The sequence below is a fragment of the Kitasatospora sp. NPDC001527 genome (assembly GCF_040298605.1).
Lineage (GTDB): Bacteria > Actinomycetota > Actinomycetes > Streptomycetales > Streptomycetaceae > Kitasatospora.
In genome coordinates this window covers 1-15,548 of record NZ_JBEPAM010000090.1, presented here as the reverse complement: position 1 = coordinate 15,548, position 15,548 = coordinate 1, and the positions used below count along the sequence as shown (strand labels likewise).

13 protein-coding genes are annotated in these 15,548 nt (G+C 73.1%); 3 read left to right on the top strand and 10 right to left on the bottom strand.

Features of this window, described 5'->3' with window-relative positions:
- Window positions 1–365 precede the first annotated feature (365 nt).
- Window positions 366–1,628 carry a tyrosine--tRNA ligase gene (gene tyrS, locus ABT238_RS37725; protein WP_350569558.1) on the bottom strand — a complete coding sequence of 421 codons (1,263 nt, stop codon included), beginning with the start codon at window positions 1,626–1,628 and terminating at the stop codon, window positions 366–368.
- Between the two features lie 302 nt (window positions 1,629–1,930).
- Between tyrS and ABT238_RS37720 the strand changes: the two genes are divergently transcribed.
- Window positions 1,931–2,467, top strand: a complete 537-nt coding sequence (locus tag ABT238_RS37720) for an HNH endonuclease (RefSeq protein ID WP_350806706.1) — start codon at window positions 1,931–1,933, stop codon at window positions 2,465–2,467.
- Between the two features lie 91 nt (window positions 2,468–2,558).
- Here the strand turns inward: ABT238_RS37720 and ABT238_RS37715 are convergent, their stop codons facing one another.
- The 6 genes from ABT238_RS37715 to ABT238_RS37690 form a co-directional block, all read right to left on the bottom strand.
- Entirely contained in the window at window positions 2,559–4,418 is a 1,860-nt protein-coding gene (locus ABT238_RS37715) for an outer membrane protein assembly factor BamB family protein (RefSeq protein WP_350806701.1), read from the bottom strand.
- A gap of 88 nt (window positions 4,419–4,506) precedes the next feature.
- The gene (locus tag ABT238_RS37710; RefSeq protein WP_350569549.1) at window positions 4,507–4,818 is read right to left on the bottom strand and encodes a 4a-hydroxytetrahydrobiopterin dehydratase; all 312 of its coding nucleotides are present in this window, start codon (window positions 4,816–4,818) and stop codon (window positions 4,507–4,509) included.
- Between the two features lie 91 nt (window positions 4,819–4,909).
- A complete protein-coding gene (locus ABT238_RS37705) occupies window positions 4,910–5,668 on the bottom strand; it encodes a sulfite exporter TauE/SafE family protein (protein WP_350569547.1) in 759 nt (252 codons plus the stop codon).
- Window positions 5,669–5,849: 181 nt separating this feature from the next.
- On the bottom strand, window positions 5,850–6,914 hold the full coding sequence (locus ABT238_RS37700) for an SPFH domain-containing protein (RefSeq protein WP_350569546.1): 1,065 nt from the start codon (window positions 6,912–6,914) through the stop codon (window positions 5,850–5,852).
- Between the two features lie 10 nt (window positions 6,915–6,924).
- Window positions 6,925–7,347: an NfeD family protein gene (locus ABT238_RS37695; RefSeq protein ID WP_350569545.1), complete on the bottom strand. Its 423-nt coding sequence runs from the start codon at window positions 7,345–7,347 to the stop codon at window positions 6,925–6,927.
- Window positions 7,348–7,509: 162 nt separating this feature from the next.
- Window positions 7,510–8,301, bottom strand: coding sequence for an ABC transporter ATP-binding protein (locus ABT238_RS37690; protein WP_350569543.1), 792 nt, complete (start codon window positions 8,299–8,301; stop codon window positions 7,510–7,512).
- 150 nt (window positions 8,302–8,451) lie between these two features.
- Between ABT238_RS37690 and ABT238_RS37685 the strand changes: the two genes are divergently transcribed.
- On the top strand, window positions 8,452–9,255 hold the full coding sequence (locus tag ABT238_RS37685) for an Rv1486c family protein (protein WP_350806689.1): 804 nt from the start codon (window positions 8,452–8,454) through the stop codon (window positions 9,253–9,255).
- Here the strand turns inward: ABT238_RS37685 and ABT238_RS37680 are convergent.
- The 3 genes from ABT238_RS37680 to ABT238_RS37670 form a co-directional block, all read right to left on the bottom strand.
- Window positions 9,252–9,902, bottom strand: a complete 651-nt coding sequence (locus tag ABT238_RS37680; RefSeq protein WP_350569540.1) for a response regulator — start codon at window positions 9,900–9,902, stop codon at window positions 9,252–9,254. The two genes, ABT238_RS37685 and ABT238_RS37680, sit on opposite strands and share 4 nt — an antisense overlap.
- On the bottom strand, window positions 9,895–10,992 hold the full coding sequence (locus ABT238_RS37675; RefSeq protein WP_350569556.1) for a GAF domain-containing sensor histidine kinase: 1,098 nt from the start codon (window positions 10,990–10,992) through the stop codon (window positions 9,895–9,897). Before ABT238_RS37675 ends, ABT238_RS37680 begins: the two co-directional genes overlap by 8 nt.
- Window positions 10,993–11,309: 317 nt before the next feature.
- Entirely contained in the window at window positions 11,310–13,913 is a 2,604-nt protein-coding gene (locus tag ABT238_RS37670) for an ABC transporter ATP-binding protein/permease (protein ID WP_350806685.1), read from the bottom strand.
- Window positions 13,914–14,193: 280 nt separating this feature from the next.
- On the opposite strand from ABT238_RS37670, the gene serB reads away from it, so the two are divergent.
- Window positions 14,194–15,468 (top strand): phosphoserine phosphatase SerB, encoded by a 1,275-nt coding sequence (gene serB / locus ABT238_RS37665; RefSeq protein WP_350569537.1) that lies wholly within the window; start codon window positions 14,194–14,196, stop codon window positions 15,466–15,468.
- The last annotated feature ends 80 nt before the right edge of the window (window positions 15,469–15,548 follow it).

Genomic DNA, 15,548 nt, shown 5'->3' with positions numbered 1-15,548 from the left:
TGAGTTCTCAAGGAACGGACGCTTCCATCAGGCGGCTTTCACACCGGCCCTCCGGGCGCTTCGTTCTTTCGTGTTTCCAGCTTATCAGACGTTTTTCGCTCCGTTTTCCGGAGTTTTACTCATCCGATTTCCCGAACTGGTCGGAGTCACTTTTCGCGACGCCCTCCACGTTAGCGCATTCCGAGTGTCACTCGAAATTCATGCTCAGTGAGCAGGACGCGCTGAGTGGGTGGCCGCTTCAGCGACTCGTTCAACACTAGGCCACCTGGAGGACATCGTCAAACCTCTGGGGGCGGGATCCGGCTGGATCCCGCCCCCAGATGCTGAAGCCGCAGGTCAGCGGCATCGTATTTCGGTCACATCGGTTACTTGACCAGCTCGGCCGCGGCCAGGTTGCGCTTGCCGCGGCGCAGGACCAACCAACGACCGTGCAGCAGGTCGGCCTCGGCCGGCACCGACTCCTCGTCCGTCACCTTGACGTTGTTGAGGTAGGCACCGCCCTCCTTGATCGTCCGGCGGGCGGCCGAACGGCTCGGGGAGAGACCGACGGCGACCAGCAGGTCGACGACCGACTGGAGCTCGGTGACCTCGGCCTTCGGGACCTCGGCGAGCGCGGCGGCCAGGGTCGGGGCCTCCAGGTCGGCGAGGTCGCCCTGGCCGAACAGCGCCTTGGAGGCGGCGACGGCGCGCTCGTACTGGTCGGCGCCGTGCACCAGGGTGGTCAGCTCCTCGGCGAGGGCGCGCTGGGCGAGGCGGGCGGCCGGGCGCTCGGTGGTCTCGCGCTCCAGCTCCTCGATCTCCTCCTTCGAGCGGAAGCTGAAGATCCGCAGGAAGTTGGGGACGTCCCGGTCGTCCGCGTTCAGCCAGAACTGGTAGAAGGCGTACGGGGTGGTCAGCTCGGGGTCGAGCCAGACCGTGCCGGACTCCGTCTTGCCGAACTTGGTGCCGTCGGCCTTGACGATCAGCGGCGTGGCCAGCGCGTGCACCGCCTTGCCGTCGGCCTTGCGGATCAGGTCCGCACCGGCGGTGAGGTTGCCCCACTGGTCGCTGCCGCCGGTCTGCAGGGTGCAGCCGTAGCGGCGGTTCAGCTCCAGGTAGTCCATGCCCTGGAGGATCTGGTAGCTGAACTCGGTGTAGCTGATGCCCGCGTCGGAGTTGAGCCGCCGGGCGACGGCCTCCTTGGCGATCATGTTGTTGACCCGGAAGTACTTGCCCACGTCGCGCAGCAGGCTGATCGCGGACATCCCGGAGGTCCAGTCCAGGTTGTTGACCATGCGCGCCGCGTACGGGCCCTCGAAGTCGAGGAACCGGGAGATCTGGCCGCGCAGCCGCTCCACCCAGCCGGCCACCGTCTCGGGGTCGTTGAGCACGCGCTCCGCGGTGGGCTTCGGGTCACCGATCAGACCGGTGGCACCGCCGACCAGGCCGAGCGGGAGGTTCCCCGCCTGCTGGATGCGACGCATGGTGAGGATCTGGACCAGGTTGCCGAGGTGCACGCTGGGGGCCGTCGGGTCGAAGCCGCAATAGAACGTGACCGGGCCGTCCGCGAACGCCTTGCGCAGTGCGTCCTCGTCGGTGGACAGGGCGATCAGCCCACGCCACCGCAGCTCGTCGACGATGTCCGTCACGGTCACGCTTCTCCTTCGGTCGGGCGTCCCGCCCGGTGCGGGCCCGGTTCGGTCGGGCCCCGGTGCGGGACGACTCCAGCGTTGTAGAGCCTACGCGGTCCTGACCAACGAGTTTCCGCCGCACCTGCGCGAACGCGCCGCGCCCGGCCGGTTCCGACGTGGCCATGCCCCTCCGTGACACCGGAAATTCCGTTGTTCGACGGCGGGGAGCCCCTTCACAGTGGTCCCACCGCCGCGCGGCGGCAGTGACGTGGGTGAGGACGGTCGTGCCGCCATGGCACGCCCGCGGAAGGGTGGCCGAGGTGCGCAGCACGCTGGTTCTGAACGCAAGCTACGAGCCGCTGACGACGGTGTCGCTCCAGCGCGCCGTGGTCCTGGTGCTCCAGGACAAGGCCGTGGTCGAGCAGGCGCATCCGCTGCGCACCATGCGCGGGACCGGGGTGACGGTACCGGTGCCCCGGGTGATCAGACTCCAGCGGTACGTACGGGTGCCCTTCCGACAACAGGCTCCGTGGTCACGCCGCGGGGTCCTCGTCCGGGACCAGCACCTGTGCGCCTACTGCGGGCGGCGGGCCACCACGGTGGACCACCTGCAGCCCAGGTCGCGCGGTGGCGGGGACACCTGGCTGAACACGGTGGCCGCCTGTTCGGAGGACAACCAGCGCAAGGCCGACCGGACACCGGAGCAGGCGGGGATGAGGCTGCTCCGCAAGCCGTTCGTGCCGACGCCGCAGGCGACCCTGATGATGGCGCTGGGGCTGCGCGGCTCGGAGGTCCGGGAACTGGCCGACTGGCTGCCGGCCCAGGCGGTCGCCGCGCCGGCGCCGTCCGCCGCCTGAGGCGCCCGCCGCACCAGGGGGAAGCCGGGGGGAACGAGGGGGTAACCGGGCCGGGGACCGACGGGGGGTCGGTCCCCGGCCCGGCCTGCGCTCAGTCCTTGGCCCGGAAGCCCGTCGCCGTGCCGAAGTTGGTCGAGTGCTCGGGGACGGCGACGACCAGGCCGCCGCCGATCAGCACGCGGCCGGAGACCAGCAGCGAGCCGGTGCCGGGCGGGAAGTTGCCGCCGACCGCTTCCTGTCCGCCGTCCAGGGCGAAGCGGCTGAGGTGCGCCGGCTGGTCGACGCGCTCGTCGACGGCGAGCACCAGCGCGCCGCCGTCCACCCCGACGGCGCGGGCGGCGCCCTTCTCGCGGGCCGTGGTCCGCCAGCGCTGCTTGCCGGTGTCCAGGTCGTAGCCGACCACCGCGACCGGCCCGGCGGTGCCGTCCGCCGAGGCGGCGGTGCTGACCGTGGTGACCATCGTGCGGTCGTGGAAGTAGACCCCGGGCGTGGCCGAGAACGATCCGTGGGCGACGTCCAGCCGGCCCTCGGCGCCGGCCACCGGGATCCCGGCGGCGGGGTCGCCGTCCGGGCCCCAGGCGAACACCCGGTCGTCCTCGGGTTTCTCGCCGGTGGTGAGGACGACGGGCGGCTCCGCGGAGAGCACGGTCGCCGTCTTCGGCCGGTTGTTCAGGCCGCGCCACCAGGAGACCGTGCCGTCGGCGGTGTTCAGCGCGACGGCCTGGTCGACGGGGGTGGAGTCGGCGCAGGTGCTGGCGACCAGGACGGTCGTGCCCGAGACGCCGCCGGAGAGACTGCAGAACCTCCCCTGCCCGGTGTACTGCCAGACGTCCGCGCCGTCGGCGGACTGCCAGGCGACGACATGGCTGTCGCCGACCGCGATCACCTTGTCGTCGGTGACGCCGACGTGCGCGCCGTAGGCGCCCTTGGTGTCGGTGAGCGGCTTGGTCCAGGCCGTCCGGCCGTCCTTGGTGTCGACGGCGGCGACCAGGGAGCACGGGCTCTTCGGGTCGGCCTGGGGCCGGAACAGCACGGCGCCGAGGCCGGCCCGGTTGACGGTCGGCGACAGGCCGCAGGGGACGGCGCCGGCGGCGGGCGGGTCCACCGCCCAGACCGGTCGGCCGTCCGCCAGGTCGTAGGCGCGCACGCCGGTGGCGTCGGCGCGCACCACCGAGCCGTCGAGCAGCCAGCTGCCGACCAGGGTGTCGTCACCGCCGGAGGCGCCGTCGGCGGCCCGGGCGGCCCAGGTCCGGGTGTGGGCGGCGCTGAAGCCGGGTTCGGCGCCGGCGGCGTTGCCGTCGGTGGCGCTGCCGTCGCCCTGGGCGCTCACCATCAGGCCGGCCGCGACCAGCACGCCGAGGGCGGCGAGGCCGGCGCCGGCCCGCACCAGCAGGGTGCGCCGGCCGGGGGTGTGCTCGGCGGTGACGACGGTGTCCGCGGCGGCACGGGCCTTGGCGGCGAAGCCGCGCCGCCCGGCGCGCCCGGCTCGCCCGGCTCGGCGGGACGGCGCCGGAGCGGCGGCCGGCACGGGCTCGGGCTCCGCGGCCGGCGAGGGCTCCGGGTCGGGCTCGGGCTCCAGGTGCACATAGCCGTCGGTGGTGTACTCGGCGCCGGCGGGGACGTACAGTTCCTCCCCCGTCGGCTGCTGCGGGACGACGATGTACGGCGTGTACTGCTGCGCCTGCCCGTCGTGGCCGTAGGCGTACGCGTCCGGGACGTAGGCGTCGGGCTGCTGCGGCGCCTGGCCATAGGGGTGGTACGGGTCGTACGGGAGGTAGGGGACGTCCTGCCCCAGCTCCCCCGGCCAGGCCCCCGGCTGTTCGGCGTACCCGTGGTACCCGTTGTACCCGTCGGGCCCGGTCTGCCCGTGGTACCCGTCGGGCCGGTCCTGGGGGGTCTGCTGCGGGTACCACTGCTGCGCGTGGCCGTCGCCGAGGGGGTCCTGCGCCATCCGTTCCGTCCCTCCCGGCCGCCTGCACTGCGGCAGCCAGCATCTCACGGCCCCGGAGCGGCCCGGAGGGGACGGTTCCGCCGCGCTCCTAGCCGGCGGACCCGGCGGACTCGGCGGCCAGGGCCTCGTCGATCCGGGCGGCGAGGGCGAGGTCGAGGGCGGTCAGGCCCCCGGCGCTGTGGGTGGAGAGGACGAAGCGCAGGGTGCGCCAGCGGATGTCGATGTCGGGGTGGTGGTCCATCGCCTCGGCCACCCCGGCGACGGCGACGACGACCCTGATCCCGGCGGGGAAGTCCGGGGCGTCGGCGCTGCGGACGATGCTGTCCCCCTCGCGCGTCCAGTGCGGCAGGCCGGCCAGCCCGGCGGTGATCTCGTCCTCGGTCAGCCGTTCGCGGCTCATCGGTCCACTCCTGTCGTCCGGTCGCGGTCGGTCCACACAGAACCTATAGAGACCGGGCCGTCGGGCGTCGGCGACACCTCGAAGCGTGCCCTCAGTCGGTGAGCAGTTTGACGACGGCCGCCAGGCCGACGACGACGATCACCGCCCGCAGCGCCTGCGGCGGCAGCCTGCGGCCGACCCTGGCGCCGATCAGCCCGCCGACCAGCGAGCCGACCGCGATGAGCCCGGCGGCGGCCCAGTTCACCGTCGAGGTGAAGAGGAAGAACAGCGCGGCGACGCTGTTGACGATCATCGCGAGGGCGTTCTTCACCCCGTTGATCCGCTGCAGGTCCTCCTGGAGCAGCATGCCCATCAGGGCCAGCAGCAGCACACCCTGGGCGGCGCCGAAGTAGCCGCCGTAGACGCCGGTGAGGAAGATCCCGGCGAGCAGCAGCACCCCGCCGTGCGGGTCGCCGTCGGGCCGGCGGCGGGCGGCGACGGCCTTGGCGACCCGGGGTTGCAGCACCACCAGGACGAGCGCCAGCAGGATCAGCACCGGGACGATCGCGTCGAAGGCGGCGCTGGGCAGTTCGATCAGCAGGTAGGCGCCGAGGACGCCGCCGAGCAGCGAGGCGGTGCCGAAGCGGGCGAGCCGGGCGCCCTGGCCGGCCAGCTCCCGGCGGTAGCCGATCACGCCGCTGAGCGAGCCGGGCACCAGGCCGAAGGAGTTGGAGACGTTGGCGGTGACCGGCGGGAGGCCGACGGCGAGCAGCACCGGGAAGGTGATGAGGGTGCCGGAGCCCACGATCACATTGATCATTCCGGCGCCGACGCCTGCCGCCAGGACGGCGACCGCTTCCCAGACCGTCATGAGCCACCTCCCGTGGGGGTCCTGTCGCGGTGATCATGCCGGACGGAGCGGCGGCGGTTCCAGCGGTGCCCGGAATTCGGGACGTACGCCACAGCCCGGCGCCGTGCGGTGCGGTCCGGGACGGCCGAGGGCCCGGCCCCGTGCGGTACGGGGGCGGGCCCTCGGACGGACGACGGGAGGGTCACTCGGGGTCGGTCTTGCGGTACTCGCGCAGCGGGTCGATCCGGGGCCGGGCGGAGCCCTTGGTGTCGGTGTCCAGCGGGCGCGGGCCGGCGGCCGGGTCGATCGGGACCTGGGTGGCGGCCGGCGGGGTCGCCGGGGCGGCCGGGGCACCGCTGGGGGCGGCCATCGCGCTGCCGTTGGCGCCGCCGTTGCCGGTCAGGCCGGTGAACGCGCCGCCGAGGCCCTTGAGCGCGTCGCCGACCTCGCTGGGGATGATCCAGAGCTTGTTGGCGTCGCCCTTGGCCAGCTCGGGCAGGGTCTGGAGGTACTGGTAGGCGAGCAGCTTCTGGTCGGCGTCGCCCTGGTGGATCGCCTCGAAGACGGTCCGGATCGCGGCGGCCTCACCGTCGGCGCGCAGCACCGCGGCCTGGGCCTCACCCTCGGCCTTGAGGACCTCGGCCTGCTTCTCGCCCTCGGCGCGCAGGATCTGCGACTGCCGGTTGCCCTCGGCGGTGAGGATCGCGGCGCGCTTGTCCCGCTCGGCGCGCATCTGCTTCTCCATCGAGTCCTGGATGGAGGTCGGCGGCTCGATGGCCTTCAGCTCGACGCGGTTGACGCGGATGCCCCACTTGCCGGTGGCCTCGTCGAGCACGCCGCGCAGGCCGGCGTTGATGACCTCGCGGGAGGTGAGGGTGGATTCGAGGTCCATCGAGCCGATGATGTTGCGCAGCGTGGTGACGGTGAGCTGCTCGATCGCCTGGATGTAGCTGGCGACCTCGTAGGTGGCCGCCCGGGCGTCGGTGACCTGGTAGTAGATCACCGTGTCGATGTTGACGACCAGGTTGTCCTGGGTGATCACGGGCTGCGGGGGGAAGGGCACGACCTGCTCGCGCAGGTCGATCCGGTTGCGGACGCGGTCGATGAACGGGACGACGATGTTCAGGCCGGCGTTGAGCGTCCGGGTGTAGCGGCCGAAGCGCTCCACGATCGCGGCGCTGGCCTGCGGGATGACCTGAATCGTCTTGATCAGCGCGATGAAGGCCACCACGACCAGGACGACCAGGACGATAAGGACGGGTTCCACGGACTCTCCCCTAGACGACCAGGGCGGTCGCGCCCTGGATTTCGACGACGTCGACCTGCTCCCCCGGCTGGTACACCTGCTCGGGGTGGAGCGCGCGTGCCGACCAGATCTCGCCGTTGAGCTTGATCCGGCCGCCCTCCGCGTCGACCCTTTCCGCGACGACCGCGGTGGCACCCTTGAGCGCCTCGATGCCCATCTTGATCTGCGGGCCCTTCCGCAATGCCCGGTACGCGATGGGGCGGACGACGACCAGTTGCGCGACCGAGGCCGCGACGAAGGTCAGGACCTGCCAGACCGGGTCGGCGCCCAGGCCCGCGACGCCGGCCGCGACGAGCGCGCCGACCGCGAACATGGCGAGTTCCGGCATCGCCGTGATCACCAACGGTATGCCGAGGCCGACGGCGACCAGGAGCCACCAGATCCAGCTGTCCACGTGTCCATCCTAGGGAGGGAAGGGCCTTCGAGGCGGTCAGTTCCCGCAGGTGGAGGGGCGGAAACCGGTCGCGCGTGCGACCGGTTCCGGTTCGACCGGGTTCAGCGGACGTTCGGAGCGGCCGGCGGGCCCCCGGAGAGGTCCGCGCGGAGTCACGCGGCGTCAGCCCAGCGGCAGGCCCTGGGCGGACCAGCGGTCGCCGTGGCGCTCCAGGGTGAGCGGCAGGCCGAAGCACTTGGAGAGGTTGCGCGCCGTCAGCTCGGTGTCGATCGGACCGGCGGCGAGCACCTTGCCCTGACGGATCATCAGGACGTGGGTGAAGCCGGGGGCGATCTCCTCGACGTGGTGGGTGACCATGGCCATGGCCGGCGCGAACTCGTCCTGGGCCAGGGCGCCGAGGCGGCGCACGAGGTCCTCGCGGCCGCCGAGGTCGAGGCCGGCGGCGGGCTCGTCGAGCAGCAGCAGCTCCGGGTCGGTCATCAGCGCGCGGGCGATCAGGGTGCGCTTGCGCTCGCCCTCGGAGAGGGTGCCGAAGCGGCGGTCGGTGAGGGCGGCCATGCCGAGGCGGTCGAGCAGGGCGAGCGCGCGGGACTCGTCGGACTGCTCGTAGGTCTCCTGCCAGGTGACGGTCATGCCGTAGGCGGCGGTGAGCACCGTCTGCAGCACGGTCTGCTCGGCGGGCAGCTTGTCGAACATCGCGGCGCCGGCCAGGCCGATCCGCGAGCGCAGCTCGAAGACGTCGACCTCGCCGAGCTTCTCGCCGAGGACGGTGACCTTGCCGGCGGTCGGGAAGAGGTACGAGGAGGCGATCTGCAGCAGGGTGGTCTTGCCGGCGCCGTTCGGGCCGAGGATGACCCAGCGCTCTCCCTCGGAGATGGACCACGAGACCTGGTCGACCAGTGCGCGCCCCTCCCGGACCACGGAAACGTCCACCAGCTCCAGCACGTCGCTCATGCCTACGCCTTCCCCAAAAAACAGATATCTCGGCCGTCGGTGCGGGCGGGCGGCCTACTCCGGCGGCCGGTGGGCACGGAGTGGGTGCGCCGCACGCGCATGGGCAAACCTACGCCACGCGGATGTCCGCCGATTCCGTAGGCTGGCCGGATGCTCGTCTCTCCTGCCGACAATCCGTACGAAGAGCCCCGTTCGGGGCGGCTGGCCGCGTGGGGCAACGCCCTGCTGGCCGGTCTGGTGCCGCCCGACAACGCCGCCACGGCGGTCCTGGGGGCCGACGAGAGCCACCGGGTGACCGGCCTTCCCGGGGACGGCCCGGACGAGCGGCACGGGCTCACCTGGGCGCTGGGGCGGCTGCGGGTGCTGGGCGTGAAGGGCCTGCGGCTGGCGCTGCCCTCGGCCGGGCACCCGCTGGGCCTGACCGGGCCGGCGCCGTTCAACGAGCGGGCGATGGCGGCCGGCGAAGCGGTGCTGGCGGTCGGGGTGCCGCTGGGGCTGGTGCCCGAGGTGGAGGTGTTCGGCCCGGCCGGGGACCGGTCGGCGACGGTGCTGTGGCGCTGCTCGGAGGTGCACGACGCCCCGCCGGCGGACGTGCCCTCGCTGCACGAGGCCGAGTTCGAGCTCGTGGACGGGCTGCGCCGGGCGACGCTGCTGCTGACGCAGCTGGACGTGGCGGGCGCCGGGCCGGAGGCGATGCGGGCGCTGGAGGCGTACCGGCGCCGCGGGCACGACGAGCTGCTCGCGCCGGGGTACCCGCCGCGCGCGGTGCGGGTGCTGGAGTCGGCGCGCCAGGTGGCGGCGCTGCTGTCGATCGCCTCGGGCAGTCACGGCGCGGCGGTGAGCGCCTCGGAGATCGCGGCCCGGCAGGCGGTGCTGGCGCCGCTGTGGCGCACCGCCCGCCGGGCCCAGGTGGCGGCGTACAACGCCCTGGTGGACGAGCGCGGCGAGCGCTAGCGGGTCTCGCCGTGCCGCACGGCCCAGAGCGCGGCCTGGGTGCGGTCGGCGAGGTCCAGCTTCATCAGGATGTTGGAGACGTGGGTCTTCACCGTCTTCTCGGACAGGTGCAGGCTGCGGGCGATCTCGCGGTTGGAGCGGCCGTCGGAGATGTGGCCGAGCACCTCGCGCTCGCGTTCGGTGAGGGTGCCGCCGCGGCCCTGCGGGGCGCGCGGGCCGTCGTCGGCGAGCAGGGCCTCGGCGAGTTCCGGCTGGAGCAGGACGTGGCCGGCGTGGACGGAACGGATCGCGCCCGCCAGCGCCTCCGGGTCGACGTCCTTGTAGACGTACCCGGCGGCGCCGGCCCGCAGGGCGGGGACCATGGTGCGGTGCTCGGTGAAGCTGGTCACGATCAGGATCCGGGCCCGGCTGCCCTCCTCCTTGAGCGTGCGCAGCGCCTCGATGCCGTCGACGCCGGGCATCTTGAGGTCCATCAGCACGACGTCGGGGTCGAGGGCGCGGGCCCGGTCGACGCCCTCGGCGCCGTCGGCGGCCTCGCCGACCACCTCGATGTCGTCCTGCACCTCCAGGAAGGTGCGCAGGCCGCGACGGACCACCTGGTGGTCGTCGACCAGCAGGACGCGGATCGCGGGCGCGGTGTCAGGCACCGGGGACCTCCATCTCGACGACCGTGCCCTTTCCGGGGGCGGAGTCCAGGGTGAGCCGGCCGCCCACGGCGGCGGCGCGGTCGCGCATCGAGGCCAGGCCGAGGTGGCGGCCGGCCCGGCGAACCGATTCGGGGTCGAAGCCCCTGCCGTTGTCGCTGATCCGCAGCAGGGCGCCGCGGTCCGGCGTGCCGGCCAGGGTGACGGTGACGCGGCGTGCGCCGGAGTGGCGCAGCGCGTTGTGCAGGGCCTCCTGGGCGACCCGCAGCAGGGCGGCCTCCTGGGCCTGCGGCAGGGCACGGACCCGGTCGGCGGCGAAGGCGATGTCGGCGGCGTGGGCGCGGTCGAGGACCTGCACCTGGGAGGCGAGGGTGGCGCTCAGGCCGTCCTCCTCCAGGGCGGCGGGGCGCAGCTCGACGACGACGGCGCGCAGCTCGTCGGCGGCCTCGGCGGCGAGCCGGGCGACCTCGGCGAGTTCCTCGCGGGCGCGGGCCGGGTCGCGGTCGACCAGCTTGGCGGCGGCCTTGGCGGTCAGGCGCAGCGAGAAGAGCTTCTGCGAGACGGCGTCGTGCAGGTCGTGGGCGATCCGGGCGCGTTCGCCGGCCAGGGTGAGTTCGCGGCTGCGCTCGTAGAGGCTCGCGTTGGACAGGGCGAGCGCCGCGTGGGCGGCGAGGATCCGCAGGAGTTCCTCGTCGTGGTCGGTGAAGCCCCCGCCGCCCTGCTTGTTGGCGAGGTAGATGACGCCGAGGACGGCGGGCTCGTCCTCGGCGTGCTCGGGGTCGAGGATCGGCATGCCGAGGAAGGCGCCGAGTTCGGGGTGGGCGTCGGGCCAGCCGCCGAAGGCGGGGGCGCTGCGGACGTCGTCGAGCCGGACGGCGCCGCTCTGCTGGAACATCGCGGCGAGCACGCCGTGCCGGCGGGGCAGCGGGCCGATGGCCTTCCACTGCTCGTCGGTGACGCCGTCGACGACGAACTGGGCGAAGCCGCCGTGGTCGTCGGGGACGCCGAGGGCGGCGTACTCGGCGCCGAGCAGGCGGCGGGCGGAGGCGGTGATCCGGCGCAGGACCTCGCGGACCTCCAGGTGGCGGCTCATCGCGAGCAGGGCCTGGCTGACGGCCTCGATGCCGGCGAGGCAGGGTTCGCAGGCGGGCAGGGTGCCGTCGGGCGGCGGGCCGACCGGGATCCGGTCGGTGGGCAGCGATCCGGCGTGCCGGTGGTCGCGTGGCACGGTGGGCATGACGCCAACCTACCGCCGCGCACGCGGGCGGCGCGTCCGTCCCGGGCCGTACCGGGGGCCCGGGTCCGCAGACCTAGGCCCCCGGCCCGCCCGGCCCGTCCCACCCGGGAAACGCCGCGGGGGCGGCCCTCCCCGGGTGGGGCGGGCCGCCCCCGCAGGCGGTCGGCGGGCGGTCAGCCCTTCTGCATGACCTCGGGCTCGTGGCGGCGCTGGAGGCGGGTGACGACGACGCCGATGAGGACCGACATCAGGATCAGGATCCCGGCGTCGAACCAGAACTGGCCGGCGTTGTGGCCCCAGATCGCGTCGTACTCGGGGTTCTGGAAGTCCTTGTTCCAGGGGCCGAGCAGGTGCGAGAGGTCCAGCGTGGTGGCGACCATGCCGGTGCCCCAGCGGGCCGGCATCAGCCAGGCGAACTGCTCCAGGCCGGGCTTGGAGAAGACCTGGAAGAGGCAGCCGGTGAAGACGACCTGGATGATCGCGAACATGACCAGCAACGGCATGGTCTTCTCGGCGGTCTTGACCAGCGCGGAGATCGCCAGGCCGAACATCATCGAGGCGAAGCTGAGCAGGATCAGGCCGAGGCTCATCTCCAGGATCGGCAGGTTCTTGACGACCAGGCCCTCGGAGGGCAGCTTGCGCGGCAGGAATCCGACGGCGGAGATGATCGCGCCCTGGACCACGCTGAAGAAGCCCAGCACGATGATCTTGGACATCATGTACGCGGAGCGGGAGAGACCGGTGGCTCGTTCTCGCTCGTAGATCGCCCGTTCCTTGATCAGCTCGCGGACCGAGTTGGCCGCTCCCGAGAAGCAGGCGCCGATCGCCAGGATCAGCATGATCGTCGCGGCGCCGCTGTTCAGGCCGAGCTGGGTCTTGGGGTTGCGGGCCAGGCCGGCCTCGTTGGGGATCAGCACGCTGACCGCGCCGAGCACCGCCGGCAGCAGGATCGACAGCGCCAGGAAGCCCCGGTCGGAGGCGAGCACCGAGACGTAGCGGCGGATCAGCGTCCACAGCTGCGAGCCCCAGCTCTGCGGCTTCGGCGGGCGGACGGCCTCCTGCACGATCTGCGCGGACTGCACGGTGCCGGATTCCACGTCGGCCGAGTACTGCTGGTGGTGAACCGAACCCCGGTAGCGGCCGGCCCAGTCGTGGTCCGGGTAGTTCTCGAAGGCCTGGAAGACGTCGGCCCAGGTCTCGTACCCGAAGAAGTGCAGCGCCTCGTCCGGCGGGCCGAAGTAGGCCACCGCACCGCCCGGCGCCATCACCAGCAGCCGGTCGCAGAGCGCGAGTTCGGCCACCGAGTGGGTGACGACCAGGATGGTGCGGCCGTCGTCGGCGAGGCCGCGCAGCATCTGCATGACCTCGCGGTCCATACCCGGGTCGAGGCCCGAGGTGGGCTCGTCCAGGAAGATCAGCGAGGGCTTGGTGAGCAGCTCCAGGGCGACCGAGACGCGCTTCTGCTGGCCGCCGGAGAGCGCGGTGATCCGGTTGTCGGCGCGCTTGTCCAGGCGCAGTTCGTAGAGCACCTCGTCGATCCGCGCCTCGCGCTCACGCGGCTCGGTGTCGCCGGGGAAGCGCAGCCGGGCCGCGTACTTGAGGCCGGTGCGGACGGTCAGCTCCTTGTGCAGGATCTCCGACTGCGGCACCAGGCCGATCCGCGAGCGCAGCTCGGCGAACTGCTTGTAGAGGTTGCGGCCGTCGTAGAGGACGTCGCCGCGGTCGGCCGGGCGGTAGCCGGTGAGGGCGCGCAGCAGGGTCGACTTGCCGGAGCCGGACGGGCCGATGACCGCGACCAGGGACTTCTCCGGGACGCCGAAGCTGACGTCGTTGAGCAGGATCTTCTTGGCGCCCTTGTGCTCGACCTCGACGGTCAGGTGGCGGGCCGAGAAGGAGACCGCGCCGGTGTCGACGAACTCCTGGAGCTGGTCGCCGACCAGCACGAAGCTGGAGTGGCCGACGGTCAGCCGGTCCTGCTCGCCGATCAGCTGGCGCTCGACGCGCTGGCCGTTGAGGAAGATGCCGTTGTGGCTGCCGAGGTCGACGATCTCGTAGCGGCCGTCCGGCAGCTGGCGCAGCTCGGCGTGGTGGCGGGAGACCTGGAGGTCGGAGACCACGATGTCGTTGTCGAGCGCGCGGCCGATCCGGATGGTCTTCATGCCGGCGGTCAGGTTGCGGATGATCGTCGGCTGCGGACCGCCGTCGTGGGCGGCGGGCGACGGCTGCGGGAAGCCCTGCTGCTGCGGGAACGGCTGCTGCTGGAAGGGCTGCTGCGCGAACGGCGGCTGCTGCTGGTGCTGCTCCTGCGGCTGGGCCTGCTGCGGCCAGGGCTGCTGGTGCGGCGCCTGGGCCTGCGGCGGGTAGGGCTGCTGCGCCGCCGGGTCCTGCCACTGCGGCGCCGGCGGGGCGGCGTGCGGCTGCGGGGCGGGGCTGCGGCTGGTGGTCGCCTCGTGCCAGGCCTGGGCCTGGGCGGCGGGCTGGGCGGCCGGCGCGGAAAAGGCGAGCCGGGGGCCGTTCCCGGCGTTGCCGAGGTTGACCACGGCGCCCGGGAACAGCTGCGCCTGCAGGGTGCGGGCGCCGCCGGTGTAGGTGCCGTTGGTGCTCCCGTGGTCGTCCAGCTGCCAACCCGCCCCGTTGAACGAGATGGTGGCGTGCTGCCAGGAGACCCGCGCGTCGTCGAACTGGAAGTCCGACTGCGGGTTGCGACCGATGGTGTAGGACCGCCCGGGTTCCAGGACCCGCTGCTGTCCGTTGATCTCGATGACGAGTTGCGGCACTGCTCGTCTGCCCCGCTCTCTCGGTTCCCCCGATGGTGCGCCCCGGTCAGGTGGGGGCGAAATGATCGTGAATCTGACGGGGGAATCATTCCAGCCCGCCGGGCGCGGGTGATAGCCGCCCCCGCGGACTGTGACCAGGCGGCAACGATTCACGGACCGCCCCCGGACCGCCGGGTCCGCCGCGGGTCCGCGGGCCCCGGTACGGGTCCGGAATCCGGCCCGTCCACGAACCGGACGGGTACCGTGGCCGCCGCGGGCTGCGGGTAGCGTGGGAGGCACCATGAACGCATCGCCCTTGGCCGCCGAGCCGCTCCCCGCCCCGCAGCCCCGGACCGAGGACGGGCGCACCCTGCTCGTCAAGGTGTTCGGCAAGGACCGCCCCGGTATCACCGCCGGGCTCTTCGCCACCCTGGCCGGGTACGGCGTCGAGGTGATCGACATCGAGCAGGTGGTGACCCGTGGCCGGATAACGCTGTGCGTGCTGGTCACCGCCCCCGCCGCGGCCGGCGCCGAGGGTGACCTGCGGGCCCTGGTGCACCGCTGGGCCGAGGACCAGAAGCTCCAGGCCGAGATCATCTCCGGCATCGGCGACAACCGGCCCCGCCGCGAGGGCCGCTCGCACGTCACCGTCCTGGGCCACCCGCTGACCGCCTCCGCCGTCGCCGCGCTCACCTCGCGGATCACCGGGTCCGGCGGCAACATCGACCGTGTCTTCCGGCTCGCCAAGTACCCGGTGACCGCCGTCGAGCTGGCCGTCTCGGGCGTGGCCACCGACCGGCTGCGCGCCGAGCTGGCGCAGGAGGCGGCCACCCAGCGGGTGGACGTCGCGGTGGTGGCGGCCGGGCTGGAGCGGCGGGCCAAGCGGCTGGTCGTCATGGACGTCGACTCGACGCTGATCCAGGACGAGGTGATCGAGCTGTTCGCCGCCCACGCGGGCTGCGAGGAGCAGGTCGCCGAGGTGACGGCGGCGGCGATGCGCGGCGAGCTGGACTTCGCCGAGTCGCTGCACGCCCGGGTGGCGCTGCTGGCCGGGCTGGACGCCGCGGTGACCGAAAAGGTGCGCGCGGAGGTCCGGCTCACCCCGGGCGCGCGCACCCTGATCCGCACGCTGCAGAAGCTGGGCTTCCAGGTGGCGGTGGTGTCCGGCGGCTTCACCCAGGTCACCGACCACCTGGTGGAGCAGCTGGGGCTGGACTTCGCGGCGGCGAACACCCTGGAGGTGGTGGACGGCAGGTTCACCGGCCGGGTGGTCGGCGAGATCGTCGACCGGGCGGGCAAGGCGCGCTGGCTGGCCCGGTTCGCCGAGCAGGCCAAGGTGCCGCTGGAGCAGACGGTGGCGATCGGCGACGGCGCCAACGACCTGGACATGCTGAACGCCGCCGGGCTGGGCGTGGCGTTCAACGCCAAGCCGGTGGTGCGCCAGGCGGCGGACACCGCGGTGAACGTGCCGTTCCTGGACACCGTGCTGTACCTGCTCGGGATCACCCGCGAGGAGGTCGAGGCGGCCGATGTCCTGGACGGTCCGGCCCCGGGCGACGCCCCGGCGGCCGGCTGACGGCCCCGCACGGCGCCAGCAGCACCCGAGGGGCGGGGGGGGCGGGGGCCCGCGCCCCCCCGGGGGGGGGTGAGTGGAGC

Coding starts and splice junctions, on each gene's coding strand:
- ABT238_RS37715 (WP_350806701.1), bottom strand. CDS start 4,418: ATGGCGCAGGACCCCCTCGGCGACGGCCACGCGCAGCAGTGGTACCCG.
- ABT238_RS37710 (WP_350569549.1), bottom strand. CDS start 4,818: ATGAGCCGCGAACGGCTGACCGAGGACGAGATCACCGCCGGGCTGGCC.
- ABT238_RS37705 (WP_350569547.1), bottom strand. CDS start 5,668: ATGACGGTCTGGGAAGCGGTCGCCGTCCTGGCGGCAGGCGTCGGCGCC.
- ABT238_RS37690 (WP_350569543.1), bottom strand. CDS start 8,301: ATGAGCGACGTGCTGGAGCTGGTGGACGTTTCCGTGGTCCGGGAGGGG.
- ABT238_RS37685 (WP_350806689.1), top strand. CDS start 8,452: ATGCTCGTCTCTCCTGCCGACAATCCGTACGAAGAGCCCCGTTCGGGG.
- ABT238_RS37675 (WP_350569556.1), bottom strand. CDS start 10,992: ATGAGCCGCCACCTGGAGGTCCGCGAGGTCCTGCGCCGGATCACCGCC.
- serB (WP_350569537.1), top strand. CDS start 14,194: ATGAACGCATCGCCCTTGGCCGCCGAGCCGCTCCCCGCCCCGCAGCCC.